The sequence below is a fragment of the Citrobacter sp. Cb041 genome (assembly GCF_030336655.1).
GTDB lineage: Bacteria > Pseudomonadota > Gammaproteobacteria > Enterobacterales > Enterobacteriaceae > Citrobacter > Citrobacter braakii.
In genome coordinates this window covers 53,422-78,101 of sequence record NZ_JAOWDD010000041.1, presented here as the reverse complement: position 1 = coordinate 78,101, position 24,680 = coordinate 53,422, and the positions used below count along the sequence as shown (strand labels likewise).

General features: G+C 52.6%; 28 protein-coding genes. 10 read left to right on the top strand and 18 right to left on the bottom strand.

Annotation, left to right across the window (positions count from 1 at the left end):
* Window positions 1-66 precede the first annotated feature (66 nt).
* Window positions 67-1,407 carry a polyamine export protein PaeA gene (gene paeA / locus OGV52_RS18210; protein ID WP_003830418.1) on the top strand — a complete coding sequence of 447 codons (1,341 nt, stop codon included), beginning with the start codon at window positions 67-69 and terminating at the stop codon, window positions 1,405-1,407.
* Window positions 1,408-1,474: 67 nt separating this feature from the next.
* On the opposite strand, the gene OGV52_RS18205 is transcribed toward paeA, so the two are convergent.
* Window positions 1,475-1,681: a DUF1107 domain-containing protein gene (locus OGV52_RS18205; protein ID WP_003025710.1), complete on the bottom strand. Its 207-nt coding sequence runs from the start codon at window positions 1,679-1,681 to the stop codon at window positions 1,475-1,477.
* 327 nt (window positions 1,682-2,008) lie between these two features.
* Here OGV52_RS18205 and OGV52_RS18200 point away from each other — a divergent pair, with 327 nt between their 5' ends.
* Complete coding sequence (locus OGV52_RS18200) at window positions 2,009-2,566, top strand: YtfJ family protein (protein WP_016151446.1); 558 nt, start codon at window positions 2,009-2,011, stop codon at window positions 2,564-2,566.
* Here OGV52_RS18200 and cysQ read toward each other — a convergent pair.
* On the bottom strand, window positions 2,556-3,296 hold the full coding sequence (cysQ, locus tag OGV52_RS18195; protein WP_016151445.1) for a 3'(2'),5'-bisphosphate nucleotidase CysQ: 741 nt from the start codon (window positions 3,294-3,296) through the stop codon (window positions 2,556-2,558). The genes OGV52_RS18200 and cysQ overlap by 11 nt on opposite strands.
* 187 nt (window positions 3,297-3,483) lie before the next feature.
* Between cysQ and cpdB the strand changes: the two genes are divergently transcribed.
* On the top strand, window positions 3,484-5,427 hold the full coding sequence (gene cpdB, locus OGV52_RS18190) for a 2',3'-cyclic-nucleotide 2'-phosphodiesterase (protein WP_287108907.1): 1,944 nt from the start codon (window positions 3,484-3,486) through the stop codon (window positions 5,425-5,427).
* Between the two features lie 48 nt (window positions 5,428-5,475).
* Here the strand turns inward: cpdB and OGV52_RS18185 are convergent, their stop codons facing one another.
* Entirely contained in the window at window positions 5,476-5,880 is a 405-nt protein-coding gene (locus OGV52_RS18185; RefSeq protein WP_016151443.1) for a winged helix-turn-helix transcriptional regulator, read from the bottom strand.
* A gap of 85 nt (window positions 5,881-5,965) precedes the next feature.
* On the opposite strand from OGV52_RS18185, the gene OGV52_RS18180 reads away from it, so the two are divergent.
* From OGV52_RS18180 to OGV52_RS18170, 3 genes are all read left to right on the top strand, one after another.
* Entirely contained in the window at window positions 5,966-6,814 is an 849-nt protein-coding gene (locus tag OGV52_RS18180) for an SDR family oxidoreductase (protein ID WP_287108906.1), read from the top strand.
* Window positions 6,815-6,895: 81 nt separating this feature from the next.
* Window positions 6,896-7,720 (top strand): AraC family transcriptional regulator, encoded by an 825-nt coding sequence (locus OGV52_RS18175; protein WP_094761019.1) that lies wholly within the window; start codon window positions 6,896-6,898, stop codon window positions 7,718-7,720.
* Window positions 7,721-7,796: 76 nt separating this feature from the next.
* On the top strand, window positions 7,797-8,762 hold the full coding sequence (locus OGV52_RS18170) for a DMT family transporter (protein ID WP_016151440.1): 966 nt from the start codon (window positions 7,797-7,799) through the stop codon (window positions 8,760-8,762).
* A 63-nt stretch (window positions 8,763-8,825) separates the two neighbouring features.
* On the opposite strand, the gene OGV52_RS18165 is transcribed toward OGV52_RS18170, so the two are convergent.
* A complete protein-coding gene (locus OGV52_RS18165; RefSeq protein ID WP_046275835.1) occupies window positions 8,826-10,379 on the bottom strand; it encodes a methyl-accepting chemotaxis protein in 1,554 nt (517 codons plus the stop codon).
* A 244-nt stretch (window positions 10,380-10,623) separates the two neighbouring features.
* Between OGV52_RS18165 and ytfE the strand changes: the two genes are divergently transcribed.
* Window positions 10,624-11,286, top strand: coding sequence for an iron-sulfur cluster repair protein YtfE (gene ytfE / locus OGV52_RS18160; protein ID WP_003025690.1), 663 nt, complete (start codon window positions 10,624-10,626; stop codon window positions 11,284-11,286).
* An 80-nt stretch (window positions 11,287-11,366) separates the two neighbouring features.
* Here ytfE and cycA read toward each other — a convergent pair whose 3' ends face one another.
* Both cycA and bamJ read right to left on the bottom strand, forming a co-directional pair.
* Window positions 11,367-12,776, bottom strand: a complete 1,410-nt coding sequence (cycA, locus tag OGV52_RS18155; protein ID WP_016151437.1) for a D-serine/D-alanine/glycine transporter — start codon at window positions 12,774-12,776, stop codon at window positions 11,367-11,369.
* 309 nt (window positions 12,777-13,085) lie between these two features.
* Window positions 13,086-13,706 carry a BamJ family beta-barrel-assembly machinery protein gene (gene bamJ / locus OGV52_RS18150; RefSeq protein ID WP_029139741.1) on the bottom strand — a complete coding sequence of 207 codons (621 nt, stop codon included), beginning with the start codon at window positions 13,704-13,706 and terminating at the stop codon, window positions 13,086-13,088.
* Window positions 13,707-13,925: 219 nt separating this feature from the next.
* Between bamJ and OGV52_RS18145 the strand changes: the two genes are divergently transcribed.
* Window positions 13,926-14,576, top strand: coding sequence for a LysM-like peptidoglycan-binding domain-containing protein (locus tag OGV52_RS18145; RefSeq protein ID WP_016151435.1), 651 nt, complete (start codon window positions 13,926-13,928; stop codon window positions 14,574-14,576).
* A 55-nt stretch (window positions 14,577-14,631) separates the two neighbouring features.
* Here OGV52_RS18145 and OGV52_RS18140 read toward each other — a convergent pair whose 3' ends face one another.
* The 6 genes from OGV52_RS18140 to OGV52_RS18115 all read right to left on the bottom strand — a co-directional run bounded on the left by OGV52_RS18140 (window position 14,632) and on the right by OGV52_RS18115 (window position 18,062).
* Window positions 14,632-15,555: a DMT family transporter gene (locus OGV52_RS18140; RefSeq protein WP_103766916.1), complete on the bottom strand. Its 924-nt coding sequence runs from the start codon at window positions 15,553-15,555 to the stop codon at window positions 14,632-14,634.
* A 143-nt stretch (window positions 15,556-15,698) separates the two neighbouring features.
* Window positions 15,699-16,148 (bottom strand): 50S ribosomal protein L9, encoded by a 450-nt coding sequence (gene rplI, locus OGV52_RS18135; RefSeq protein ID WP_003025676.1) that lies wholly within the window; start codon window positions 16,146-16,148, stop codon window positions 15,699-15,701.
* Between the two features lie 41 nt (window positions 16,149-16,189).
* The gene (rpsR, locus tag OGV52_RS18130; RefSeq protein WP_000135199.1) at window positions 16,190-16,417 is read right to left on the bottom strand and encodes a 30S ribosomal protein S18; all 228 of its coding nucleotides are present in this window, start codon (window positions 16,415-16,417) and stop codon (window positions 16,190-16,192) included.
* A 4-nt stretch (window positions 16,418-16,421) separates the two neighbouring features.
* Window positions 16,422-16,736, bottom strand: coding sequence for a primosomal replication protein N (priB, locus tag OGV52_RS18125; RefSeq protein ID WP_003025674.1), 315 nt, complete (start codon window positions 16,734-16,736; stop codon window positions 16,422-16,424).
* 6 nt (window positions 16,737-16,742) lie between these two features.
* Window positions 16,743-17,138 (bottom strand): 30S ribosomal protein S6, encoded by a 396-nt coding sequence (rpsF, locus tag OGV52_RS18120; RefSeq protein ID WP_016151433.1) that lies wholly within the window; start codon window positions 17,136-17,138, stop codon window positions 16,743-16,745.
* 159 nt (window positions 17,139-17,297) lie between these two features.
* Complete coding sequence (locus tag OGV52_RS18115; protein WP_016151432.1) at window positions 17,298-18,062, bottom strand: TSUP family transporter; 765 nt, start codon at window positions 18,060-18,062, stop codon at window positions 17,298-17,300.
* Window positions 18,063-18,359: 297 nt separating this feature from the next.
* Here OGV52_RS18115 and yjfY point away from each other — a divergent pair, with 297 nt between their 5' ends.
* Window positions 18,360-18,635, top strand: coding sequence for a DUF1471 family protein YjfY (gene yjfY, locus OGV52_RS18110; RefSeq protein ID WP_016155520.1), 276 nt, complete (start codon window positions 18,360-18,362; stop codon window positions 18,633-18,635).
* 130 nt (window positions 18,636-18,765) lie between these two features.
* On the opposite strand, the gene OGV52_RS18105 is transcribed toward yjfY, so the two are convergent.
* Genes OGV52_RS18105 through ulaA form a run of 6 tightly spaced genes read right to left on the bottom strand, consistent with a single transcriptional unit; the run spans window position 18,766 to window position 23,176 of the window.
* Window positions 18,766-19,452 (bottom strand): L-ribulose-5-phosphate 4-epimerase, encoded by a 687-nt coding sequence (locus OGV52_RS18105; protein WP_094761021.1) that lies wholly within the window; start codon window positions 19,450-19,452, stop codon window positions 18,766-18,768.
* Window positions 19,452-20,306, bottom strand: coding sequence for an L-ribulose-5-phosphate 3-epimerase (locus tag OGV52_RS18100; RefSeq protein WP_016151429.1), 855 nt, complete (start codon window positions 20,304-20,306; stop codon window positions 19,452-19,454). The genes OGV52_RS18105 and OGV52_RS18100 overlap by 1 nt, the downstream gene beginning before the upstream one ends.
* A 9-nt stretch (window positions 20,307-20,315) precedes the next feature.
* The gene (gene ulaD / locus OGV52_RS18095) at window positions 20,316-20,966 is read right to left on the bottom strand and encodes a 3-keto-L-gulonate-6-phosphate decarboxylase UlaD (protein ID WP_046275837.1); all 651 of its coding nucleotides are present in this window, start codon (window positions 20,964-20,966) and stop codon (window positions 20,316-20,318) included.
* Between the two features lie 12 nt (window positions 20,967-20,978).
* The gene (gene ulaC, locus OGV52_RS18090; RefSeq protein WP_109017781.1) at window positions 20,979-21,446 is read right to left on the bottom strand and encodes a PTS ascorbate transporter subunit IIA; all 468 of its coding nucleotides are present in this window, start codon (window positions 21,444-21,446) and stop codon (window positions 20,979-20,981) included.
* Between the two features lie 11 nt (window positions 21,447-21,457).
* Window positions 21,458-21,763: a PTS ascorbate transporter subunit IIB gene (gene ulaB, locus OGV52_RS18085; protein WP_016151426.1), complete on the bottom strand. Its 306-nt coding sequence runs from the start codon at window positions 21,761-21,763 to the stop codon at window positions 21,458-21,460.
* Window positions 21,764-21,778: 15 nt separating this feature from the next.
* Window positions 21,779-23,176 carry a PTS ascorbate transporter subunit IIC gene (ulaA, locus tag OGV52_RS18080; RefSeq protein WP_287108936.1) on the bottom strand — a complete coding sequence of 466 codons (1,398 nt, stop codon included), beginning with the start codon at window positions 23,174-23,176 and terminating at the stop codon, window positions 21,779-21,781.
* Window positions 23,177-23,543: 367 nt separating this feature from the next.
* Between ulaA and ulaG the strand changes: the two genes are divergently transcribed.
* On the top strand, window positions 23,544-24,608 hold the full coding sequence (gene ulaG, locus OGV52_RS18075; protein ID WP_049282114.1) for an L-ascorbate 6-phosphate lactonase: 1,065 nt from the start codon (window positions 23,544-23,546) through the stop codon (window positions 24,606-24,608).
* Window positions 24,609-24,680 lie beyond the last annotated feature (72 nt).

Below are 24,680 nucleotides of genomic sequence, written 5' to 3'. Positions count from 1 at the left end.
CCGGTTTTCACATGGATTTATCAACTTCTCCCTTCCGAGGATCTGGCCTTAACGGTCGGATAAGATATGTTAAACAGTATTTTAGTCATTCTCTGCCTGATCGCCGTGAGTGCGTTTTTCTCGATATCCGAGATCTCGCTTGCTGCATCACGCAAAATAAAACTTAAACTGCTTGCCGATGAAGGCAACGTAAACGCACAACGTGTTTTGAAGATGCAGGAAAACCCCGGCATGTTTTTTACCGTCGTGCAAATTGGCCTTAACGCGGTCGCAATTCTCGGTGGTATTGTCGGTGATGCGGCATTCTCCCCGGCGTTTTACAGCCTTTTCTCGAAGTACTTCACTCCAGAGCTGTCCGAACAGTTAAGCTTTATTCTGTCGTTCTCGCTGGTTACTGGCCTGTTCATCCTGTTCGCGGATTTAACTCCGAAACGCATCGGTATGATTGCGCCAGAAGCTGTGGCTTTGCGTATCATCAACCCGATGCGCTTCTGCCTGCTCGTCTTCCGCCCGCTGGTGTGGTTCTTTAACGGTCTGGCAAATAACATCTTCCGTCTGTTTAAGATCCCGATGGTGCGTAAAGACGACATCACCTCGGACGATATTTACGCCGTGGTCGAAGCGGGTGCGTTGGCAGGGGTTCTGCGTAAGCAGGAACATGAGCTGATTGAAAATGTGTTCGAACTGGAATCCCGTACCGTACCGTCTTCCATGACCTCGCGCGAGAATATTATCTGGTTCGATCTCCACGAAGATGAGCAAAGCCTGAAGAACAAGGTGGCGGAACACCCACACTCCAAATTCCTGGTGTGTAACGAAGATATCGACCACATCATTGGCTATGTCGATTCAAAGGATCTCCTCAACCGCGTACTGGCGAACCAAAGCATGGCGCTGAACAGTGGCGTACAGATCCGCAATACGCTGATTGTGCCGGATACGCTGACGCTCTCTGAAGCGCTGGAAAGCTTCAAAACCGCAGGCGAAGACTTTGCCGTCATCATGAACGAGTACGCGCTGGTGGTGGGGATTATCACGCTCAACGACGTTATGACTACGCTGATGGGCGATTTAGTCGGTCAGGGTCTGGAAGAGCAGATCGTGGCGCGCGATGAAAACTCATGGTTAGTCGATGGCGGTACGCCGATTGATGACGTTATGCGCGTCCTGGATATCGATGAGTTCCCGCAGTCCGGCAACTATGAAACCATCGGCGGCTTTATGATGTTCATGCTGCGTAAAATCCCGAAACGCACCGACTCGGTGAAGTATTCAGGCTACAAATTTGAAGTGGTGGATATCGATAACTACAAGATTGATCAGCTGCTGGTGACGCGTCTGGACAGTAAACCTACCGTACTGGTACCGAAACTGCCGGATGCAAAAGAAGAGGCAAAGGCGTCTTAACGTCCTGCAGAAACATCAACGGCTCCCATTCAGGAGCCGTTTTTTTAACTACCGCATAGCACTTTGATCAAGCCATCTCAGTTTGCAGACGCAAGACCTGACGGTTAACTTCGGACATCACGGAAAAATGCAGTTTGTCCTTCACTTTTGGGATAAGAATCTTACCCTTATCAAATTCAAAAGCGCCTACATCCTTGATATATAACCGTCCACGAAACAGGATCTTCACGTACTTCGCCACCTGCAGCGGGTTGTATCGTTGGAAAATTTTCATTGTTGTCTCCTGCTGAGCATTACGCCTTTGCGGTACCACAATCGGTCCGACAATCCTCAGGCGCAAATTTTAATGCCCTATGACTATAGACTATCTCGCTCATGTTTCCAGCGTGTATAAGTTTATTTACCTTCAGGTTACAAATATTCAGAATTATCTTTTCAACGCTTCGCTGTCTTCAGTATAAGCCTTCATTTTTCGCAGGATTTGTGCGCCCGTCCGCAAACTGGCATCGCGCTTGCGGGAAAAAGCATCAATCGCACATATGATTAAATTCCAGACCCAAGTGGTCGGATCACCTGCAAAATAAAGAAAGAAGGAAAACCTATGACCTTACAAAAACTGCTGGCGCTGTCGTGCCTGCTGCTGCCGATGATTGCCTGTGCGCATTCGTTTGAGACTAACCAGCGCGTACCGCCGGTGGGGATCGCCGATCGTGGCGAACTGATTCTCGATAACGATAAGTTTAGCTACAAAAGCTGGAATAGCGCGCAGCTGCCAGGGAAAGTGCGAATTGTGCAACACATTGCCGGACGCACCTCCGCCAAAGAGAAAAATGCTACGCTGATCGAGGCAATCAAGGCGGCCAACCTGCCGCACGACAAATACCAGACCACCACGATCGTCAACACCGATGACGCTATTCCTGGCTCCGGTATGTTTGTGCGCAGCAGTCTGGAGAGCAATAAGAAGCTCTACCCGTGGTCACAATTTATTGTCGACAGCAATGGCATTGCGCGTAAAGCCTGGCAACTGGATGAAGAGAGCTCCGCTATCGCCGTACTTGATAAGGACGGACGCGTTCAGTGGGCAAAAGATGGTGCGTTGACGCAGGAAGAGGTGCAGCAGGTTATTGCCCTGCTGCACAAATTACTCAGTAAATAGCGACGCGGAAGCCGGGGTTGAGGAATGATTCACGTGGGGTGTAATCCAGAGATTTCCCCTGCCAGTCGTGAACGTGCGCCCCGGCTGCGGCGGCAACAGCGTGGCCAGCGGCGGTGTCCCATACGTTAGTTGGCCCAAAACGTGGGTACAGCTGTGCCTGCCCTTCCGCCACCAGGCAGAACTTCAGCGATGAGCCAATCGACGTGGTCTGGTGCTCACCCAACTGTTGCAGATACTCTTTTAACTCATTGTCAGCATGCGAGCGGCTAATCACCACCAACGGCGGACGCGCGTCACGAACATGGATTTGTTTGCGCACGCCGCACTCTTCTTTCCACGCTTTACCTTCTGCCGCGCTGTACATCACTTTCATCACCGGCGCGTAAACCACGCCCAGTACCGGCTTTCCTTGCTCGATAAGCGCAATATTGACGGTGAATTCACCGTTACGCTTAATGAACTCTTTGGTACCGTCCAGCGGGTCTACCAGCCAGTAGCGCTGCCAGTGCTGGCGAACATCCCAGCCAGGAGGCGCTTCTTCAGACAGGACCGGAATATCCGGCGTCAGCGCCAGTAATCCTTCGAGGATCACCGTATGCGCGGCGATATCCGCCGCCGTGACCGGAGAATCGTCCTGCTTGCTGGTAATCTCCATCGGTTTGATTCCATCGTAGACCTGCATAATGGCATCGCCCGCATTCCGTGCAAGCTGGCATACATGTTCTAACATTCTCCACCTCGTTTCTGTCGTGGTGTTAACTCGTTGTTTTACTTATACCCGATCGCCAAAGGATCCGCCAACTGTGATAGCGTCTGCGGTTTTAAACGCTATATTCATGTCATGATTCACAGTTCTGTAAGCAAGAAGATTTATATACATTTTCTTTTGTGGCTTAGATCTTAAAAGGATGCCCCTGATGATTAAGTTTAGTGCAACGTTTCTGGCCACGCTGATTGCAGCCAGCGTCAATGCCGCGACCGTCGATCTGCGTATAATGGAAACCACTGATTTACATAGCAATATGATGGATTTCGATTATTACAAAGATACGCCGACTGAAAAATTTGGCCTGGTTCGTACGGCAAGCCTGATCAACGCAGCACGTGGTGAAGTCAAAAACAGCGTGCTGGTTGATAACGGTGATCTGATTCAGGGCAGCCCGCTCGGGGATTATATGGCGGCCAAGGGGCTGAAAGCGGGCGAAACGCATCCGGTATATAAGGCACTGAATACGCTGGATTACGCCGTGGGTAACCTTGGCAACCATGAATTCAACTACGGTCTTGAGTATCTGCACAACGCGCTAGCCGGGGCGAAATTCCCTTACGTTAACGCCAATATCATCGACGTTAAGACCAAAAAGCCGCTGTTTACTCCTTATCTGATCAAAGAGACTGAGGTTGTCGATCAGGAAGGAAACACGCAGACGCTGAAAATTGGCTATATCGGTTTTGTGCCGCCGCAGATCATGACCTGGGATAAAGCCAACCTCAGCGGCAAAGTGACGGTGAATGACATTACGGAAACCGCACGTAAATACGTGCCGGAAATGCGAGCCAAAGGTGCCGATGTCGTGGTGGTGGTTGCTCACTCCGGGCTTTCTGCCGACCCATACCAGGCGATGGCGGAAAACTCCGTTTACTACCTCAGTGAAGTTCCGGGCGTGGATGCCATTATGTTTGGTCACGCTCACGCCGTTTTCCCGGGGAAAGACTTTGCCAACATCAAAGGCGCAGATATCACAACAGGTACGCTCAATGGCGTTCCTGCGGTGATGCCGGGCATGTGGGGCGATCACCTGGGCGTGGTGGATTTAGTACTGAATAACGACAGCGGTAAATGGCAGGTTACGCAGGGGAAAGCGCAGGCGCGCCCGATTTATGACGCCGCGGCCAAAAAATCACTGGCTGGCGAAGACCAAAAAATTGTTGAGATCCTAAAAGCCGATCACGATGCCACGCGTGAGTTTGTCAGCAAGCCAATCGGTAAATCTGCCGACAACATGTACAGCTATCTGGCGCTGGTTCAGGACGACCCGACCGTGCAGGTGGTGAATAATGCGCAGAAAGCCTATGTGGAACATTTTATCCAGGGCGATCCGGACCTGGCAAAACTACCGGTACTTTCCGCCGCTGCACCGTTTAAAGTCGGTGGACGCAAGAACGATCCGGCCAGCTTTGTCGAAGTCGAAAAAGGTCAGCTTACCTTCCGTAACGCCGCTGATTTGTATCTCTATCCCAATACCTTGGTCGTGGTGAAAGCCAGCGGTAAAGAGGTGAAAGAGTGGCTGGAATGTTCTGCCGGGCAGTTTAATCAGATTGATATCCACAGCAGCAAACCACAGTCGTTAATTAACTGGGATGGCTTCCGTACCTATAACTTCGACGTGATTGACGGCGTGAATTATCAGATTGATGTTTCACAACCCGCTCGCTATGACGGTGAATGCCAGACGATTAACCCGCAAGCGGAGCGTATTAAAAATCTGACCTTTAACGGTAAACCGATCGATCCGAACGCAACCTTCCTCGTCGCGACCAACAACTACCGCGCCTACGGCGGTAAGTTTGCCGGGACCGGCGACAGCCACATCGCGTTTGCATCACCAGATGAAAACCGCTCGGTGCTGGCAGCATGGATAGGTTCCCAGACAAAGAGCGCAGGCGAAATTCATCCAGCGGCAGATAACAACTGGCGTCTGGCGCCGATTCACAGCGAGACACAACTGGATATTCGCTTTGAAACATCACCGTCTGATAAAGCCGCTGCGTTTATCAAAGAGAAAGGCCAGTATCCACTGAAGAAAGTCGCTGCCGATGACATCGGCTTCGCCATTTATCAATTGGATTTGAGTAAGTAAGATCACGCCGGGTGGCGCTGCGCCATCCGGCAAGCCCGACCGGGTCGTTTACGCTGATGCCGGGACGTCTTCGTTCTTAACGGTATGATTTGCCAAAACCTGCGGCAAATTCACCTCTATCCAGTCCGCCAGCGCTGCGACTTTTTCGCTCACCTGCTCACCCAACGGTGTCAGGCTATACTCCACATGCGGCGGTACCACCGGATATGACACCCGATTGATAAACCCGTCCTGTTCTAACGCCTGCAGGGATTGCGCCAGCATTTTTTCACTGACGCCGCCCATCTTACGGCGCAAATCGCTGAAGCGGTGCGTACCGTCGCGCAGCGCCACCAGAATCAATACACCCCAGCGGCTGGTGACGTGTTTTAACACCTCGCGGGAGGGACACTGCTCGGCAAACAAGTTGCCATCACGTAATTGCTGGGAGAGCGTCAAAGCTGTCATTTTCATACTAACCTTTTTGTACGTACTTACTAAAAGTAAGTTTAGGTGTTAATGTGATTAAACACAAGACCAATACCAAAGGAGTTATCCTATGATCGCGATTACTGGTGCCACTGGCCAACTGGGCCAACACGTTATTGAAACGCTACTGAAAACCATTCCTGCCAGCCAGATTGTGGCTATTGTGCGTAATCCTGCTAAAGCGACGGCGCTTAGCCAGCAGGGCATTACCGTTCGTCAGGCGGATTACAGCGATGAAGCTGCCTTTACCACAGCCTTACAGGGGATAGACAAGTTACTGCTAATCTCCTCCAGCGAAGTGGGACAACGTGCCCCGCAGCATCGCAACGTGATTAACGCGGCGAAAGCGGCCCACGTGAAATTTATCGCCTACACCAGCCTGCTGCACGCCGATCGCTCCCCGCTGGGGCTGGCTGATGAGCATGTCGCAACCGAGAAGATGCTGGCTGAATCCGGTATCGCGTACGCGCTGCTGCGTAACGGTTGGTACACCGAAAACTATCTCGCCAGCGCACCAGCCGCGCTGGAACACGGCGTGTTTATTGGGGCGGCGGGAGAAGGCAAAATCGCCTCGGCGACCCGTGCCGACTATGCCGCTGCCGCTGCGCGCGTCATCAGTGAAGACGGTCATGCCGGTAAAATCTATGAACTGGCGGGCGACGCAGGCTGGACCCTGAGCCAGCTGGCGGCCGAACTGGCAAAACAGAGCGGTAAAAAAGTGGTGTATCAAAATCTGAGCGAAGCTGATTTTGCCGCCGCGCTGAAAGGTGTTGGTCTGCCTGCCGGACTGGCGGACATGCTGGCTGACTCAGACGTTGGTGCCTCTAAAGGTGGCCTCTTCGACGACAGCCATACGCTGAGCAAACTGATTGGTCGCCCAACCACGTCGCTGGCAGACAGCGTCAAAGGCATCGTGTAAGTGTTAAAAATTAGTTAATTGTGGTGGCATCCCCGCGCATCCTCTCTGATAATGACATGATGATGCGTGGGGAGAGAAGACGTGCAAGGTGTACCTGAGCAGTTTATTGATGAGAAAGACAGCGCCCGCTTTCGCCATCTGGCACAGGTGCCGGGCGTTGAGCTGTATCATGCGCACATCTCGCGTTACGCCTTTGAACCCCACACCCATGAAGCGTTTGGTATTGGCGCGATAGAAGCCGGAGCCGAACGTTTTCGCTATCGCGGCACGCAGTACGTGGCCCCCGCCCATTCCGTCGTCACCATGAATCCCGATGAGCTACATACCGGCGAAGCGGAAACCGCCGACGGCTGGCGCTATCGGATGATCTATCTTGAGCCAGAGCTTCTGGAAGAAGTCACCGGGATCCGCCACTGGTGGTTTCATGACGTAACGCGTCACGATCCGCTACGCTCGCGCCAGATCTGCTCGCTGATCCATGGCCTGTGGAACACTGAGGATCCGCTGGCGCAAAAAGGGCTATTACTCGATCTGATCGACACGTTCCAGCCGCTGGCCCGCCATGCGCCGGTATTACCGGAGGGATCGCATCGCTTTGAGCGGGTACGCGAGTATTTGCACGATAATTATATGCACCCGGTCACGCTCGACGAACTGGCGCGGGTTGCAGCGCTGAGTCCCTGGCATTTTCAGCGCCAGTTTAAATCTCATTTCCACGTCACGCCGCACCAGATGCTGATGGCGATCCGCCTGTGGCGAGCCAAAGGTTTTCTCACTCACGGAATGCCCGCCGCGGAGGTCGCTGCCGCAACCGGCCTCACCGACCAGTCGCATCTCACCCGCGCGTTTACCCATCGCTACGGTATTACGCCGGTACGTTATCAGAAACAAGTCGTCCGGCGTTGAACAGCAATCTCATACAATACGGCTGCATTTTTCCTGCCTACACTCGACTTATTGTTAAGCGATGTGGATGTCAAAAATGATTAGCGGCGTGTTGTATGCCCTGCTGGCTGGGCTGATGTGGGGATTAATTTTTGTTGGGCCGCTGATCGTACCGGAATACCCGGCGGTATTGCAGTCGATGGGACGCTATCTGGCGCTGGGGCTAATAGCGTTGCCGATTGCCTGGCTGGGGCGTGTGCGCTTGCGTCAGTTGACGCGTAAAGACTGGGTCACTGCGCTGGCGTTAACGATGATGGGTAATCTGATTTATTACGTTTGCCTGGCAAGCGCCATCCAGCGCACTGGCGCGCCGGTTTCAACGATGATTATTGGTACATTGCCGGTTGTGATCCCGGTCTTCGCTAACCTGCTCTACAGCCAGCGCGACGGCAAATTATCATGGTGGCGTCTGTCGCCTGCGCTGGTGCTGATTGGTATCGGTCTGCTGTGCGTGAATATCTCGGAGCTGAATCAAGGCTTACCCGACTTTAGCGGCTGGCGTTATGGTTCTGGAATCGCGCTGGCGCTGATCTCGGTAGTGTGTTGGGCGTGGTATGCGCTGCGTAATGCCCGCTGGCTGCGCGAGAATCCAGATAAGCACCCGATGATGTGGGCGACGGCCCAGGCACTGGTAACGTTGCCTGTTTCTCTGCTCGGTTATATTGCAGCCTGCCTGTGGCTGAACGGGCAAACGCCGGACTTTGCCCTGCCCTTCGGCCCGCGTCCGGGCGTGTTTATCGGCCTGATGATAGCGATTGCGGTATTGTGTTCGTGGGTTGGCGCACTGTGCTGGAACGTCGCCAGCCAAAAATTGCCGACGGTGATCCTCGGCCCGCTGATTGTCTTCGAAACGCTGGCTGGCCTGGTGTACACCTTTATCCTGCGCCAGGAATTCCCGCCGCTGCTGACGGTAAGCGGCATTGCGCTGCTGATTGTTGGGGTGGTGATAGCCGTCAGAGCCAAACCACAGAAACCAAGCGTCGTCGTGGTTCCACAATCATAATGGCCCGGACGGCGCTGCGCTAATCCGACCTACAAGGTATTATTTTGTAGGCCGGAGTAGACGTTAAACTTTAAACACCGCTACGGTCTGATTCAGTCGTGCTGCCTGCTCTTCGAGCGCGGCGGCGGCGGAAGCGGACTCCTCCACCAGCGAGGCGTTTTGCTGCGTCACGCGATCCATCTCGGCAACCGCCTGACCTACCTGATCGATACCCCGGCTCTGTTCATCAGAGGCCGAGGCTATCTCGCCCATGATGTCGGTCACACGGGTCACGGCGCTCACAATTTCCGCCATCGTTTCACCCGCTTCATGCACCAGCGCCGTACCAGCATTTACCCGATTCCCCGAGTCATCAATCAGCGCCTTAATCTCTTTCGCCGCCTGAGCGCTACGCTGTGCCAGTGTACGGACCTCGCCAGCGACCACGGCAAACCCGCGCCCCTGCTCGCCCGCACGCGCCGCTTCTACTGCCGCGTTCAGCGCCAGAATATTAGTCTGGAAGGCAATGCCGTCGATAACATTGGTAATTTGCGCGATTTTGCTGGAACTGGTGGCGATTTCATCCATCGTACGCACCACGCCATCAACCACGGTTCCGCCTTTCTGCGCCGTCTGTGAGGCATTTTTTGCCAGACTGGTCGCCTGACGCGCGTTATCCGCGTTCTGTTTCACGGTAGCGGTGAGTTGTTCCATGCTGGCAGCAGTCTCTTCCAGAGAGGCGGCCTGCTGCTCGGTACGTGAAGAGAGATCGTTACTGCCGGCGGCAATTTCACCTGCGCCGGTATAGATGGTGTCAGCCCCGTCACGCACCACGCTGACTGTGTTCGCCAGCGCCTGCTGCATGTCGCGAACGTTGACTGCCAGCAGCGCCATCTCATTGCTGCCATCGGCGTTGATGCTGTGCGTCAAATCACCCGCAGCAATGTGGCGAATATGCCCCATCACTTCGTGGAGAGGCTTGAGCAGCACTCGCTGCATCGCCAGCCAGCTGGCGATAATCACGGTGACAACAATCAGCATCACGGCAGACAGCAGCCAGATTATCTTCTGGTAATCACTCTCATTGTCCTGCACTCCGGCAGTGGCCAGCGCCGTTTGCGCGCTACGCCATTCCCGATAGACTTCCTGCATGGCCGTTTGCTTTTGCTCGGCATTCTGCTTGAACATCTCTTCCAGCTTACCTTCAGCCAGCAGCGCGTTCATTTTAGCCAGCGTCGCAGAATAGATGCCGTACTGCTCTTCCAGTCGATCGGCCAGATGTTCATCAAGCCCCGGTGTTTCCGGCAGGGCGTAGTATTTATCGTAATGCTCTTTCGATTCGGCCAACAGGCGATTTGCCGTGTTCACCAGTTCCTTCAACTGACCGCCGTTAATCTCGCTGGCCATCGTTCCCTGTAAACGCAACATGCCCCGGTTGAGCGTGACGCGAGCCTGGTTCAGGCTAATCCACGCATCGGTAAACTCGGCCACGTTCTGGCTGGAAAGCTGAGAGACGTTAAAGTTTTGCTTATCGTTATTGAGCGCGCCAATAAAGACGCCCGCGGAGATGAGCTGCATCGCGCCAAGGGCAAGTAACACGGTGATAAGTAAGGTTATCACTTTGATTCGTTTGAACATCTGTAGCCTTTTATTATGCAGGTATTGTCTGAGGTCTAACTATCGGCAGCGGCGTGCGCTTATTTAATCCTGTCGCGCGGCTTTTTTTGCCATCCCTCTCCTTTCTAATAAGATTCAGCACCTTAACGAAACAAGAAATTTTCGTGACATTCCTCACAAAAACCCCCACCCCGAAAGGGTTATATCCTTCGCCATAAGTTGCATTTAAAATACATCTTATATTATTGAGAATGAGGTAACGGCAATGTCTTATCGCGATCAACCTTTAGGTGAACTGGCGCTCTCTATTCCTCGCGCTTCGGCCCTGTTTCGTAAATACGATATGGATTACTGCTGCGGCGGTAAGCAAACGCTGGCACGCGCTGCTGCGCGTAAAGAGCTGGATTTAGACGTTATTGAGGCACAGCTCGCGCAGTTGGCTGAACAGCCGCTGGAGAAAGACTGGCGTACCGTGGCACTGGCTGAAATCATCGATCATATCATCGTGCGTTATCACGACAGACACCGCGAACAGCTACCGGAACTGATCCTGCAGGCCACGAAAGTTGAACGCGTTCACGCAGATAAACCGAACGTACCACGCGGTCTGGCGAAAAACCTGACCATGCTGCATGAAGAGCTGTCCAGCCACATGATGAAAGAAGAGCAGATCCTGTTCCCGATGATCAAACAGGGCATGGGTAGCCAGGCGATGGGACCAATCAGCGTGATGGAAAGCGAACATGACGATGCCGGTGAACTGGTCGAAGTGATCAAACACATCACCCATAACGTGACGCCGCCGCCAGAAGCCTGCACCACCTGGAAAGCCATGTATAACGGCATTAACGAGATGATCGACGACTTGATGGAACACATCAGTCTGGAAAATAATGTGTTGTTCCCGCGAGCTCTCGCCGGGGAGTAAAGATATCGCCGGATAGCGCTAACGCGTATCCGGCCTACGGAATTCAGGCCCGGTAAGCATCGCGCTACCGGGCACTAAAATTAACGCATACCTGCCATACGTTTCTTACCGATAAACAACCAACCCAGACCCAGCGCGATGAACCACAGCGGCGTCACGATCAGCGCCTGACGGGTATCATCTTCCAGCGTCAGCAGTACCAGTACGAAGACGAAGAACGCCATACATACCCAGCACATCAGCTTGCCTAGCGGCATCTTGTAGATTGATTTTTCATGCAGGTGCGGACGCTGCTTGCGGTACACCAGGTACGAGCAAAGAATGATGGTCCAGACGAACATGAACAAAATCGCCGACACGGTGGTGATCATGGTGAACGCGCCAATCACGCTCGGGTTCACGTAAAGCATCACCACGCCGCCCAGCAGACAGATACAGGAGAAGGTTAAACCTTTCGCCGGAACTGCGCGTTTAGACAGTTTGGCAAATGCTTTAGGCGCTACGCCTTCCTGTGCCAGGCCGAACAGCATACGGCTGGTAGAGAACACGCCACTGTTTGCGGAAGAGGCAGCTGAAGTCAGCACCACAAAGTTGATCAGGCTCGCCGCGGCAGGCAGACCGACCAGCACAAACAGTTCAACGAATGGGCTCTTGGTTGGCACTACCGAGCTCCACGGTGTTACGGACATAATCACGATCAGCGCAAAAACGTAGAACATGATGATACGGATCGGAATCGAGTTAATGGCGCGCGGCAGAGATTTCTCCGGGTCCTTGGTTTCCGCTGCGGTCGTTCCCACCAGCTCAATACCCACAAACGCGAACACGGCTATCTGGAAGCCAGCAAAGAAGCCGCTCAGACCTTTCGGGAACCAGCCACCGTCATTCCACAGATGCGTGAACGATGCCTGAACGCCGGTTGGCGACTGGAAGTGCGTCAACACCATCACCAGACCAACGACAATCAGGCCGATGATGGCGACGATTTTGATCATCGCAAACCAGAACTCCATCTCTCCGAACATTTTTACAGTGGCAAGGTTGAGGCTCAGCAGCAGCACGATCACCGCCAGCGAGGCGACCCAGTCTGAAAGTTCGGGGAACCAGAATTGCGCATACGCCGTAATGGCGACAACGTCTGCCATCCCGGTAACAACCCAGCAGAACCAGTAAGTCCAGCCGGTAAAATACCCGGCCCATGGCCCGAGCAGATCAGAGGCGAAATCACTAAAAGATTTGTACTCCAGATTCGAGAGCAGCAATTCACCCATTGCACGCATCACGAAAAACAGCATAAAACCGATAATCATATACACAAAGATGATCGACGGTCCGGCGAGGCTGATGGTTTTACCAGAGCCCATAAACAGGCCGGTACCAATAGCACCACCAATGGCAATAAGTTGAATATGACGGTTTGTGAGATTGCGCCGTAGCGACTGTTCAGACGAAGCCTCTTCAGCGGCGTCGACTTTTACCTGATCTACCATGTTTTTTCTTCCTGTACCTGTCTGTGTTGTTCAGGCTCTACGGCCTTTAGTGTGTCTATGATACGACGTTCCTGATTATCAGGACTCATCGATATTAGGTAAGAATTGGCGGGATGAATACTAAGATTTAGATATAATGTTAATTTAATGTTTAAAGTGAGTGTCATATCACTCTGATAGCGCGAATCAGCTCACAAAAATACACGCTAACGAGGCATTTGCAAAATAAAATATCGACAACCACGTAACTATAGCTTTTCACGCTATTTTTTTGTTCCCCCCGGCCTCGGAGGGAACAGAAGTCACTGCTTACAGGATCTCAAGCAGCTCAACGTCGAACACCAGCGTGCTGAACGGAGGAATGGACGCGCCAGCGCCACGCTCGCCATAAGCCAGTTCCTGAGGAATAGTCAGTTCCCATTTGGAACCTACCGGCATCAGGGTCAGTGCTTCAATCCAGCCAGGGATCACGCCGTTAACCGGGAATTCAGCCGGTTCGCCGCGTGCGACAGAGCTGTCAAACACGGTACCGTCGATCAGTTTACCGGTGTAGTGCACGCGAACGCGGTCAGTACGCGCTGGAATAGCACCTTCGCCCTGAGTCAGCACACGGAACTGCAAACCGGATTCAGTGCTGTTCACACCGTCTTTCTCACGGTTTTCTTCCAGATATTTGACGCCATCAGCCGCCATAGCCTGGAAACGCTCGCGACGTACTGCATCAGCGCGTTCGTGGATTTCACGCAGTGCGCGATGCACAACATCAACCGGCACTGCCGGGTGCTTACCTTCCAGCGCGTCAGCGATACCCGCTACCAGCGCTTCAGGCAACAGTCCTTCCAGTCCGGATTCACTCAGCTGTTGTCCTACCTGCAAACCAATGCCGTAGCTTGCTTGCGCTTCGATAGTGTCAAAAGTCGGGTTAGCCATCATATTTCCTTTCATCGGATGTAAAGTAGCGGGCAGCATATCAGCCATGCCGCATCCGGTAAAACTTTGTCTCGGGAACAGATGACAAATCGCGAGGAAACATAAACAATAGGAATACCCCGCGTTGACGTCACGAAAGCGGGTAATATGACGAACATCATAGCATTAGCCATCTATACTCTATGATCGAGGAACGAGACGCGGAGCAGGAGGAAAGCCATGCCCGGGCGCTTTGAATTAAAACCAACCCTGGCGAAAATCTGGCATGCACCGGACAATTTTCGCATTATGGATCCGCTACCGCCTATGCACCGACGCGGCATTATAATTGCTGCTATCGTGCTGGTGATAGGCTTCCTGCTGCCCTCCAGTGACACCAGCGATGCCCCTGTGGTTACGCGTACTGCCCAGCTGGATTTACAGTCACAGTCGCAGCCGCCGACCGAAGCTCAACTGCAGGCACAGTTGGTCGCCCCGCAAAACGATCCGGGCCAGGTCGCTCCGCTTGCCCCAGAGCCAATCCAGGAAGGAGAACCAGACGCGCAGCCGCAGGCTCAGCAATCTCAGCCGCAGACGCAACCTTTCCAACAGGATAGTGGAATTGAGCAGCAGTGGCGCTCCTATCGCGTAGACTCGGGCAAAACGCTGGCGCAGGTATTCCGTGACCATAACCTCCCGCCAACCGATGTATACGCAATGGCGCAGGTTGAAGGTGCCGGAAAACCGCTGAGCAACCTGAAAGACGGCCAGATGGTACAAATCAGGCAGAATGCCAACGGCGTGGTAACGGGATTAACCATTGATACCGGTAATGGTCAGCAGGTACTGTTTACTCGGCAACCTAACGGCAGTTTTATTCGCGCCCGTTAACCGGCACACCTGTAGGCGCTGATAAACACAGCGCATCAGACATCAAGGTGAAGCGTCAGCGCTTCATCTTGTTCACCCACCAGATCCCGGAACAGACCAGCACCAGCGCCAGCGCATATTTCCATTCGAGAATGTTTTCGCCGAGGAATATCGCCGACAGAACCGCCCCCGAAACCGGGATCAGGAAGTTAAACGGCGCAATCATCCCCACGCGGTTATGCTTGAGCAGAATACTCCACAACGCAAAAGCGACCGAAGAGAGTAACGTCAGGTAGCCCAGAATCGCCACTGAAGACGCGCCGTGTACGGTCAGCGTGCCACCAAAAGCGTAGCCGCCGATAACCAGCGCCAGACCGCCGACACCCAACTGATATCCTGTCATTACCGTCGGGTCTACCGTCTGAGAAATGCGTTTACCGTATAACGTGGCGGCAGAAAGAATAAAGGCCGCCATCACCACTGAACCGTCCCCTAACAAGCTGAAGCTAAAATCCAGTCCGCTGCTAAAGTTCACCACCATTACGCCGGTAAAGCCCAGGATACAGCCCAGCACTTTGTTGTAGCTCAGCTTGTCGTTCTGATAGATAAAATGGGCCAGCAGCACGCTGAAGAAGGTGCCGGTCGCGTTCATGATCGACCCCTTCACCCCCGTCGTGAACGCCAGGCCAATATAGAAGAAGATGTATTGCAGCGAGGTTTGCGTCAGTCCCAACAGCGTGAGCTGACCGTACTGACGCGGGCTTAACCGGCCAATCGGTTTACGTTGCGCCACCGCCAGCAATAGCAGCAATAATCCAGCAAACAGGAAGCGATAGCCGGCAAAGACAATTTTTGAGGGAATGTCATCCGTGGCAATCTGGAAGATCTCATATCCGCTTTTGATCGCCGGATAGGCGCTCCCCCACAGCAGACAGCAAAACGCTGCGCTCAGGTAGACAACATTTTTACGCGCAAACAGAGGTTGGTGCGTTGGTTCCATTCCATCACCACTTTGAAATAATGTTTTATTTTTATGATTATCCCGAAAAGGATAAAGAATAGCCAGAGCGAAAAGCGGAGGGAACAGAAAAGCAAAACGCCGACACAAGGCCGGCGCTTTTACGCGGTAATCAGAATAAAAACTTATTCTGCAACTACGTTTACAGTCAGCTTAGCAAACACTTCGCTGTGAACCTGGAAGCTCACTTCGTGCTCACCAGTGGTACGCAGAACGCCGTTCGGCAGACGAACTTCGCTCTTAGCTACTTCAACGCCAGCTGCAGTTACAGCGTCAGCGATGTCGCGAGTACCGATGGAACCGAACAGTTTACCTTCGTCGCCAGCTTTAGACGCGATGGTTACGGTTTCCAGTGCGTTGATTTTCTCAGCACGAGCTTCAGCAGCGGACAGAACGTCAGCCAGTTTAGCTTCCAGCTCAGCGCGACGCGCTTCGAAAAATTCAACGTTTTTCTTGGTAGCAGGAACAGCTTTACCCTGTGGTACCAGGAAGTTACGAGCATAGCCCGCTTTAACGTTAACCTGATCACCCAGGCTACCCAGGTTTGCTACTTTATCAAGCAGAATAACTTGCATTACCTTATCCTCTCAAAGTCGTATTAATGGACCGTGACCGATTACTGATGACGATCAGTGTACGGCAGCAGGGACAGGTAGCGAGCGCGTTTGATAGCGCGAGCCAGCTGACGCTGGTATTTTGCACGGGTACCGGTGATACGGCTTGGGACAATCTTACCGCTTTCGGTGATGTAGTTTTTCAGCGTAGCGATATCTTTATAGTCGATCTCTTGAACGCCTTCCGCGGTGAAACGGCAGAACTTGCGACGACGGAAATAACGTGCCATATGGCTAGTCTCCAGAATCTATCAATTCAATCTGCTCGGCATGCAGAACCATTTTGCTCAGGCCGTTCTTTGCCTTGTGGCAAGAGATGAACCCCTGAACGGTCACTGCGCTACCGACCGTTATACTGTGAGTAATGGCCTGGTTTTCGTGTCCGCTAATAATAACGGGCATTTGGCACCACGCCTGCCGGTGAAACCCGGCTTCCTCCTGCACAGAACGATGCTCAAGCACGAACTGGCAATGAGGAATTCCTGATGGACTGACCTTTCGAAGGGGAGCCCTGCACACGGTGCCGGACAACGCCAGACGGTTGGTCATCAGAAATTACTCTTCAGAATCCCCAGCTTCAGCATCATCTGCGGTTTCGTTAGCGAAATCATCGCGACGTTCACGACGCTCGTCTTTCGCTTTAACCATCGGAGATGCTTCGGTAACAGCGTGTTTAGTACGCATAACCATGCTGCGGATAACGGCATCGTTGAAGCGGAAGGTAGTTTCCAGCTCATCGATCACTTCCTGCGGCGCTTCAACGTTCAGCAGAACGTAGTGAGCTTTGTGCAGTTTGTTGATCGGGTAAGCCAGCTGACGGCGGCCCCAGTCTTCCAGACGGTGGATCGTGCCTTCTGCACCAGTGATGGCAGCAGTGTAGCGTTCGATCATACCCGGAACCTGTTCGCTCTGGTCAGGATGGACCATAAAAACGATTTCGTAATGACGCATCGAATTGCTCCTTACGGATTATTCAGCCTCCTGTCTGGGTCAGCCGAGGCCCGGGGAGGCAAGGAACGTGTTAAAGGTCGGCTGAAAAATTGACGCGTCATAATACTGGCGCCTGCCACTAAACTCAAGGTAATTGTACGATTATTTATCGTGTCGCCATTAATACATATCCAGCAGCATTTTGACGCTGATGCAAATGGAGACAATGACAATCATGGGTCGGATAACTTTCTTGCCGCGCGTTAGTACGACCGTCGCGCCAAGACGTGCGCCGAGGGACTGCCCGGCAAACATCACCAGCCCCAGCGACCAGATCATTTTACCGCCAAAAATGAAGAACAATATCGAGGCGATGTTGGACGCCAGGTTAATAAAATTCGAGTGAATTTGCGCCTTATCGATGCTGTATCCCCACAGCAGGATATAGCTGAGGGTATAAAAGGAGCCAGCCCCGGCACCGAGAAAGCCGTCATAAAAACCAATGCATCCCCCGCCGATCAACGAGAAGAGAAACAGGGATACCTGCTGCTTTCTTTTCGGTTCGCTGAGATTTGGCGCAAAAATAAAGTAGATGGCGACCGCGATAATCAGGATCGGGAGCAGTTTCTTCAGCAGTTCCGGTTCAATGAACTGGATAAGCGTCGTTCCCATCGCAGAACCGATAAAGGCAGATAAAAACACATACTTGTGCTCCTGCACGTTGATATGCCCCCGGCGTAAAAAATAAATCCCGGAGGTCAGCGAGCTGCCCAGCGCCTGAATTTTATTGGTTGCCAGCGCATTCGCCGGGGGTAAACCAGAAATTAACAGTGCGCCAATCGAGAGAAAACCACCGCCGCCCGACACCACGTTAATAAAGCCTGCCACCAGCGCGACCATAAACATAATCACAAAGTAGCTGAAATCCATGAATGAAGTATCCATAAGTTTTTGCCTTATTATCATAAAGTTATATTAATTATCCGGCTCACTATAAACGGCGTACTCACCCGATTAAATTGACTATTTGGTAAGTGCTTATGCGCGAAAGACAGGTATTTTTCACCGCGCGGTACACACCAGCGGCCTGTTAATAAAAGAAAAGATGGTCATGCGGTAATTTTTTGAACAACTGCATCAGAAATGGTCGCTATCGACTGCGCCGGTAACGGTTAAAATTACATCAGAAGCTAATCACTCACAGGAGAGAGGCAACCAGAGACCGCAGTCGAGGAGGTACATATGCGAGCCCGTGTTTTGACCCTTCTGGCTATGCTTTTGCTTAGTGCAAATGCAACGGCAGCCATCAAAATTGACAATCATCAGGCCAGGAATATGGATGATGTGCAGAGCTTAGGCGTCATTTACATAAATCATAACTTCGCCACTGAAAGTGAAGCCACTCAGGCCCTGAATGAAGAGACCGATGCGCAAGGCGCAACCTACTACCACGTGATCCTCACCAGGGAACCCGGTAGTAACGGAAATATGCACGCCAGTGCAGATATTTACCGCTAGCACCAGAAATAACCAACGAGAACATTGCCGCAGTTTAATTTGCCCCCTTCACAGGGGGCTTTTTTTGCAACAAAGTCCCACAGCCAGATCAATAACATCCCCTGAATAATTGGGCTCCAGGACTTAGTCGTTACTTCTGTCCGTAATAGGCGTTTGGACCGTGCTTACGCATGAAATGCTTATTCATCAGATAGCTGTCGATGGGGCTAAGCGCCGGATTAATGCCACGCGCAATCCATGCCATTTTTGCCACTTCCTCCATCACCACGGCGTTATGTACCGCATCGTGAGCATCCTTGCCCCAGGCAAACGGGCCATGCTGGTACACCACTACGCCAGGCGTATGCAAAGGTTCCACCTCCCCCAGCGTTTCGACAATCACCTTACCGGTATTTAGCTCATACTCGCCCTGAACTTCAGCTTCAGTTAACGCCCTAGTGCAGGGAATATCGCCAAAGAAGTAATCCGCATGCGTCGTGCCGAGCGAGGGAATTGCCAGACCCGCCTGCGCCCATGCCGTCGCGTGGGTTGAGTGGGTGTGCACCACGCCGCCGAGAGAAGAATAGCGGCGATACAGCACCAGATGGGTGGCGGTATCAGAAGAAGGACGATAGCGCCCTTCCACTACGTTGCCGGCCAGATCCACAACCACCATGTCATCTACCTGCATCGTTTGGTAGTCGACGCCGCTAGGCTTAATCACCACCAGCCCGCGCTCGCGGTCAATGGCGCTGACGTTCCCCCAGGTGAACGTCACCAGCCCGTAGCGCGGCAAATCCATATTGGCCTCAAAAACCTGCTGTTTAAGTTTTTGCATTACACCGCCTCCACCAGACCTGCGCTGGCCATTCGCGCCTTCACCCAGTCGCGCGCCTTCGCGACTTCACGTGCCGGGTCGTCCGACGTTTCACTCCACATCTCAATCAGGTATGGTCCGCAGTACCCACTCTGTTTGAGCGTCGCAAAACAACGTTCGAACTCAACAACCCCTTCACCAAACGGCACATTTTTGAATACACCAGGTTTGGTATCCTTCACGTGTACGGCAACGATATGACCCATCCCAGCCTGCAGCTCCATCTGCACGTCGTTATCCCACGCCGACAAATTGCCAATATCGGGATACAGCTGGAACCACGGATTGTTGAGATAGTGGGCATAACCCAGTGCCTTGCTGATCGAATTCATCAGCGGATAATCCATGATTTCCATCGCCAGCGTCACCTGCGCGCGGCTCGCCATCTCCACGCTCTCTTTCAGCCCATCGCGAAACCGACGACGCGTTTCGTTATTGGCCTGCTGGTAATAGACGTCGTAACCCGCCAGTTGAATAACGCGAATACCGATATCCTGCGCAAACTGAATGGCTTTACGCATGATCTCCAGCCCCTGTTCGCGCACCGCATCATCTTCACTGCCAAGGGGGAACCGACGATGAGCGCTCAGGCACATGGACGGTACGCGTATCCCTGTCTCGGCGATAGCGGCCACCAGCGCCAGTCGCTGCTCGCGGCGCCAGTCAAGACGCGCCAGGCGATCGTCGGTTTCATCAACCGATATTTCAACAAAATCAAAGCCCAGTTCCTTCGCCAGCTGCAAGCGTTCCAGCCAGCACTCCCCGCCGGGGAGCGCTTTTTCATAGATACCGAGCGGGACCTGTTTCGACAACATAGTCGCTCCTTATCCCCACAGTTGGGCGATGGAACGTTTGAACTGACGCGCAGCGTCTACCGGAGAGGCGGCATCGCGAATGCTGCGTCCGGCAATAAAGACGTGGATAGGGATCCCCTGGAACAGCGGCAAATCCTCCAGCGCCAGGCCGCCGGTGACGGTGACCTTAAAGCCCATATCAGAAAGGCGTTTGATGGCGCTGATATCTGCCTCTCCCCATGCCACACCCGCCGCCTGCGCGTCACGGCTGCGGTGATATACCACTTGCCCAATGCCCGCGTCACGCCACTCCTGCGCCTGCTCCCAGGTCCAGTAACCAGTCAGTTCAATCTGCACGTCGCCGTTAAATTCTTTCGCCACCTCCAGCGCCCCCCTGGTGGTATTGATATCCGCGCAGCAGATGACGGTAACCCAGTCAGCATTGGCTTCGAAACACATGCGCGAGAGGATTTTACCCGCGTCGGCGATTTTGGCATCCGCCAGCACAATTTTATGCGGATAAAGCGCCTTCAGATCGCGTACGGCGCGCACCCCCTCTGCCACGCAAAGAATCGTGCCCACCTCAATGATATCGACCTCTTCGGCAATCAGACGCGTCGTTTCATAGGCGGAAGACATTGATTGGTTATCCAGCGCAACCTGCAACATAGGTAATGACATTTTGGTATCCTTTTAAACAGCCGCCGCAGTGGCGTTATCAATTAAATCCAGCACTTCCTGCGCGGTACGGCAGGCACGTAAACGGTCGAAATTGGCTTCGTCGTCAAAAAGATTCACGATCTGCATGATGCCGACTTCCTGATGTGTGTTGGCGTCTACTGCCGCCATGGTGATCAGGATGTCGACCGGGTCGTTATCTTCGTGGTTAAACACCAGCGGTGTTTTCAGCGTCACCAGCGCAAAACCGGTTTTCTTAACCCCTTCCTCCGGACGGCCGTGCGGCATCGCCAGGCCGGGCGCAATCACGAAATACGGGCCGAACTGTTCGACTCCGTCGAGGATGGCCTGGTAGTAGCGTGGTTCAACCACATCAGCCTTAACCAGCAGATCCACGCTCAGCTTTACCGCTTCCTGCCAGGAACTGGCCTCGGCCTGTAAAAGGATGGCGTCATTGTCTGCCAGCGAATCACGTAATTTCATAGGCCGCCTCCTTACTTCACGTCCTGAGGGAAATGCGCGTTGATCACTTCCAGCAGTTTTGGTCCAAAATCGGCGGGAGACAGCATGTTGCGTACGCCAACAACATATTTATTGCCCGATACGGTAATCTCACCGGCAATATGGGTAGAAGCGATGATGATATCCGCGCCGCTCAGTTCACTTTTGTATTCACCTACTGCGCAACTGTTTACCGTATGGTCAATATTTGACTGGGTTAAAAACTGATCCACCTTCATCTTCATGATCATGGAACTCCCCTGCCCATTGCCACATACAGCCAAAATACGTACGGTCATAATCGGAACTCCTTATTAAGCAGAGTGTTCTGCCAGTTGTTTTTCTGCGTCTTCCTCAGCGCGCAAGGTGCGTCCTGCGAAAAACATATAAGCCAGTGCAATCAGAATAATGACGGCCATAAACACGATGCCGATGGAGGCAAAGCCCTGCATCATCGGCGGCGCCAGAATTGACCAGTCCGCCATGCCCATCCAGGCGCTCATCCCGGTGAGCTTCACCGCCCAGACGCAGCCGAAGATTTCGATCATCCCCATCACCAGGCAAATCTTGAGTGCCGCGCGCCAGCCGCCAAAGTGGTTAGCAAACACGCCGATAGTCGCGTTCGAGAAGAACATCGGAATAAAGCTAGGGATAATCAGAATAGAAGAGCCGCAACCCACCAGGATGCCCACCGCAATCAGTTGGCCGATGGTGCCCCACATAAAGCCCCAGACCACCGCGTTGGGCGCAAAGCTATAAATCGCCGCGCAGTCGATAGCCAGCACTGCACCCGGGATCAGACGTTGAGAGATACCGTTGAACGCTTCTGAAAGCTCAGCAACGAACATACGTACGCCCTGAGTGATGATGAAAATAGCGACGGCAAACGAAAAACCGGTCTGCAGAATATAGACCGTCCAGTGGGTTTTACCCGCCATCGCCTGAACCACATCAATGCCGAAAGAGAGCAGGATCGCGCCGAAGAAGAGGGTCATAACAATCGCGGTAGAAACGATGTTGTCATGGAAGATATTCAGCCAGCCCGGCAGCTTCAGATCTTCAACACTCTCCTCTTTCTTACCCAGATAAGGCGCGACTTTGTAGGCAATCCATGAAGCGAACTGTTGCTGGTGACCGATGGAGAAACCGCAGCCGTCGGTCACTTCCTGCGTCGGCTTGTACATCATATTGGAGGTAATGCCCCAGTAGAGCGACACCAGCACCGCGGTGCAGATGATGGTGGTCCACATCGGGTAACCGAAGATGTAGAGAGAGACGGCAATCAGGCCCGCCTGCTGGAACATTATGTGGCCGGTCAACATGATGGTGCGAATGCCGGTAATACGCCGTAGCAGTACGTAACAAATATTCAGCGCCAGCGCCAACAGCACAGCATAACCCACCCAACTATAGGCATCGCCCATACGTTCGATGGTTGCCATCATGGAGGCATAGGTATCGGAAATCGCACCATTGATACCGTAAACTTCGGACATCTTCGCCACCACCGGTTTAAACGTGCTGGTCAGAATGCCCGATCCCGCTTGCAGCAACATAAAACCGATAATCGTTTTGATCGTGCCTTTGATAATAACGCTGACGCTTTTACGCAGCAGGATGTAACCAAGACAGGTCACAATACCCAACAGCAAGGGCGCGTTGGTCATAACCTGATTAAAAAAGACGGTAAAGATGTTGTAGAGGATCTCCATAACGATCTCCAGTAGACGAAGTTGCTGAACATTCATTACAGATGCCCAGGATGTTGTGCCCTCACTCTAATTTTCAAAAGTAATCACAACAAGATTGAATTTGATTAAATGTGATGCAGTACGCAAATAATTCACACACTTGCAGAGTGGCTTTACTTCTAATTAATCACTTCCAAAATAAACTCTATTAAAACAATAAAATACAAAACAAACACTCAAGTAAACCATCCTGTCACGCTGTGATTTGCTCACATTTCCCCGCTGAACACCAAAAATCAACGCATTGCCTTCTTGAAAAAATGATGTCAATATCAATCAAAACAAATCATAAATTGACTTAATCTGAATAAATATGAAGGTAAATGCGATGAGTAAAGTAAAAAGCATCACGCGTGAATCATGGATCCTGAGCACATTCCCGGAGTGGGGAAGTTGGCTGAATGAAGAGATCGAACAGGAGCAGGTCGCCCCGGGCACATTCGCTATGTGGTGGCTTGGCTGTACCGGCATCTGGCTGAAGTCGGAAGGCGGGACGAACATTTGCGTCGATTTCTGGTGCGGAACGGGTAAACAGAGTCACGGTAACCCGCTAATGAAAACCGGCCACCAGATGCAACGCATGGCTGGGGTGAAGAAACTGCAGCCAAACCTGCGCACCACGCCGTTTGTTCTTGATCCGTTTGCAATTCGACAGATCGATGCAGTGCTGGCGACACACGATCATAACGATCACATCGACGTGAATGTCGCGGCCGCCGTCATGCAAAACTGCGCCGATGACGTGCCATTTATCGGGCCGCAAACCTGTGTGGATCTGTGGATGGGTTGGGGTGTGCCAAAAGAGCGCTGCATCGTGGTAAAACCAGGCGATGTGGTGAAAGTGAAAGATATTGAAATTCATGCGCTTGACGCGTTTGATCGTACGGCATTAATCACGCTGCCTGCCGATCAAAAAGCGGCAGGTGTGCTGCCGGATGGTATGGATGCACGTGCGGTAAACTACCTGTTCAAAACACCGGGCGGTACGCTGTACCACAGCGGAGACTCGCACTACTCTAACTACTACGCAAAGCATGGCAACGAGCACCAGATCGACGTTGCGCTCGGCTCCTATGGTGAGAATCCGCGCGGGATTACGGACAAAATGACCAGCTCCGACATGCTGCGCATGGCGGAAGCGTTGAATACGAAAGTGGTGATCCCTTTCCATCATGACATCTGGTCAAACTTCCAGGCCGACCCTCAGGAGATCCGCGTACTGTGGGAGATGAAAAAAGATCGACTGAAGTATGGCTTTAAGCCGTTTATCTGGCAGGTGGGCGGTAAGTTCACCTGGCCGCTGGACAAAGATAACTTTGAATATCACTATCCGCGCGGCTTTGATGACTGCTTCACGATTGAACCGGATCTGCCGTTTAAATCCTTCTTGTGACCCCTACAAAATGCCGGTCTATTCCGGCATTTTTTCCCATTTACTTTAGTATTTCCAGGCTATTTCAAATAT

What these genes read in the sequence shown, in the direction of transcription:
- OGV52_RS18180 (WP_287108906.1), top strand. Translation starts at nt 5,966, where the DNA reads ATGATCGCGATTACTGGTGCCACTGGCCAACTGGGCCAACACGTTATT.
- ulaG (WP_049282114.1), top strand. Translation starts at nt 23,544, where the DNA reads ATGAGTAAAGTAAAAAGCATCACGCGTGAATCATGGATCCTGAGCACA.
- ulaC (WP_109017781.1), bottom strand. Translation starts at nt 21,446, where the DNA reads ATGAAATTACGTGATTCGCTGGCAGACAATGACGCCATCCTTTTACAG.
- OGV52_RS18185 (WP_016151443.1), bottom strand. Translation starts at nt 5,880, where the DNA reads ATGAAAATGACAGCTTTGACGCTCTCCCAGCAATTACGTGATGGCAAC.
- OGV52_RS18205 (WP_003025710.1), bottom strand. Translation starts at nt 1,681, where the DNA reads ATGAAAATTTTCCAACGATACAACCCGCTGCAGGTGGCGAAGTACGTG.
- cpdB (WP_287108907.1), top strand. Translation starts at nt 3,484, where the DNA reads ATGATTAAGTTTAGTGCAACGTTTCTGGCCACGCTGATTGCAGCCAGC.
- OGV52_RS18105 (WP_094761021.1), bottom strand. Translation starts at nt 19,452, where the DNA reads ATGCAAAAACTTAAACAGCAGGTTTTTGAGGCCAATATGGATTTGCCG.
- bamJ (WP_029139741.1), bottom strand. Translation starts at nt 13,706, where the DNA reads ATGGCTAACCCGACTTTTGACACTATCGAAGCGCAAGCAAGCTACGGC.
- ytfE (WP_003025690.1), top strand. Translation starts at nt 10,624, where the DNA reads ATGTCTTATCGCGATCAACCTTTAGGTGAACTGGCGCTCTCTATTCCT.
- priB (WP_003025674.1), bottom strand. Translation starts at nt 16,736, where the DNA reads ATGACCAACCGTCTGGCGTTGTCCGGCACCGTGTGCAGGGCTCCCCTT.
- OGV52_RS18170 (WP_016151440.1), top strand. Translation starts at nt 7,797, where the DNA reads ATGATTAGCGGCGTGTTGTATGCCCTGCTGGCTGGGCTGATGTGGGGA.
- rplI (WP_003025676.1), bottom strand. Translation starts at nt 16,148, where the DNA reads ATGCAAGTTATTCTGCTTGATAAAGTAGCAAACCTGGGTAGCCTGGGT.
- OGV52_RS18140 (WP_103766916.1), bottom strand. Translation starts at nt 15,555, where the DNA reads ATGGAACCAACGCACCAACCTCTGTTTGCGCGTAAAAATGTTGTCTAC.
- OGV52_RS18165 (WP_046275835.1), bottom strand. Translation starts at nt 10,379, where the DNA reads ATGTTCAAACGAATCAAAGTGATAACCTTACTTATCACCGTGTTACTT.
- ulaD (WP_046275837.1), bottom strand. Translation starts at nt 20,966, where the DNA reads ATGTCATTACCTATGTTGCAGGTTGCGCTGGATAACCAATCAATGTCT.
- OGV52_RS18100 (WP_016151429.1), bottom strand. Translation starts at nt 20,306, where the DNA reads ATGTTGTCGAAACAGGTCCCGCTCGGTATCTATGAAAAAGCGCTCCCC.
- ulaB (WP_016151426.1), bottom strand. Translation starts at nt 21,763, where the DNA reads ATGACCGTACGTATTTTGGCTGTATGTGGCAATGGGCAGGGGAGTTCC.
- ulaA (WP_287108936.1), bottom strand. Translation starts at nt 23,176, where the DNA reads ATGGAGATCCTCTACAACATCTTTACCGTCTTTTTTAATCAGGTTATG.
- cysQ (WP_016151445.1), bottom strand. Translation starts at nt 3,296, where the DNA reads ATGTTAGAACATGTATGCCAGCTTGCACGGAATGCGGGCGATGCCATT.
- OGV52_RS18115 (WP_016151432.1), bottom strand. Translation starts at nt 18,062, where the DNA reads ATGGATACTTCATTCATGGATTTCAGCTACTTTGTGATTATGTTTATG.
- rpsF (WP_016151433.1), bottom strand. Translation starts at nt 17,138, where the DNA reads ATGCGTCATTACGAAATCGTTTTTATGGTCCATCCTGACCAGAGCGAA.
- paeA (WP_003830418.1), top strand. Translation starts at nt 67, where the DNA reads ATGTTAAACAGTATTTTAGTCATTCTCTGCCTGATCGCCGTGAGTGCG.
- cycA (WP_016151437.1), bottom strand. Translation starts at nt 12,776, where the DNA reads ATGGTAGATCAGGTAAAAGTCGACGCCGCTGAAGAGGCTTCGTCTGAA.
- rpsR (WP_000135199.1), bottom strand. Translation starts at nt 16,417, where the DNA reads ATGGCACGTTATTTCCGTCGTCGCAAGTTCTGCCGTTTCACCGCGGAA.
- OGV52_RS18145 (WP_016151435.1), top strand. Translation starts at nt 13,926, where the DNA reads ATGCCCGGGCGCTTTGAATTAAAACCAACCCTGGCGAAAATCTGGCAT.
- yjfY (WP_016155520.1), top strand. Translation starts at nt 18,360, where the DNA reads ATGCGAGCCCGTGTTTTGACCCTTCTGGCTATGCTTTTGCTTAGTGCA.
- OGV52_RS18200 (WP_016151446.1), top strand. Translation starts at nt 2,009, where the DNA reads ATGACCTTACAAAAACTGCTGGCGCTGTCGTGCCTGCTGCTGCCGATG.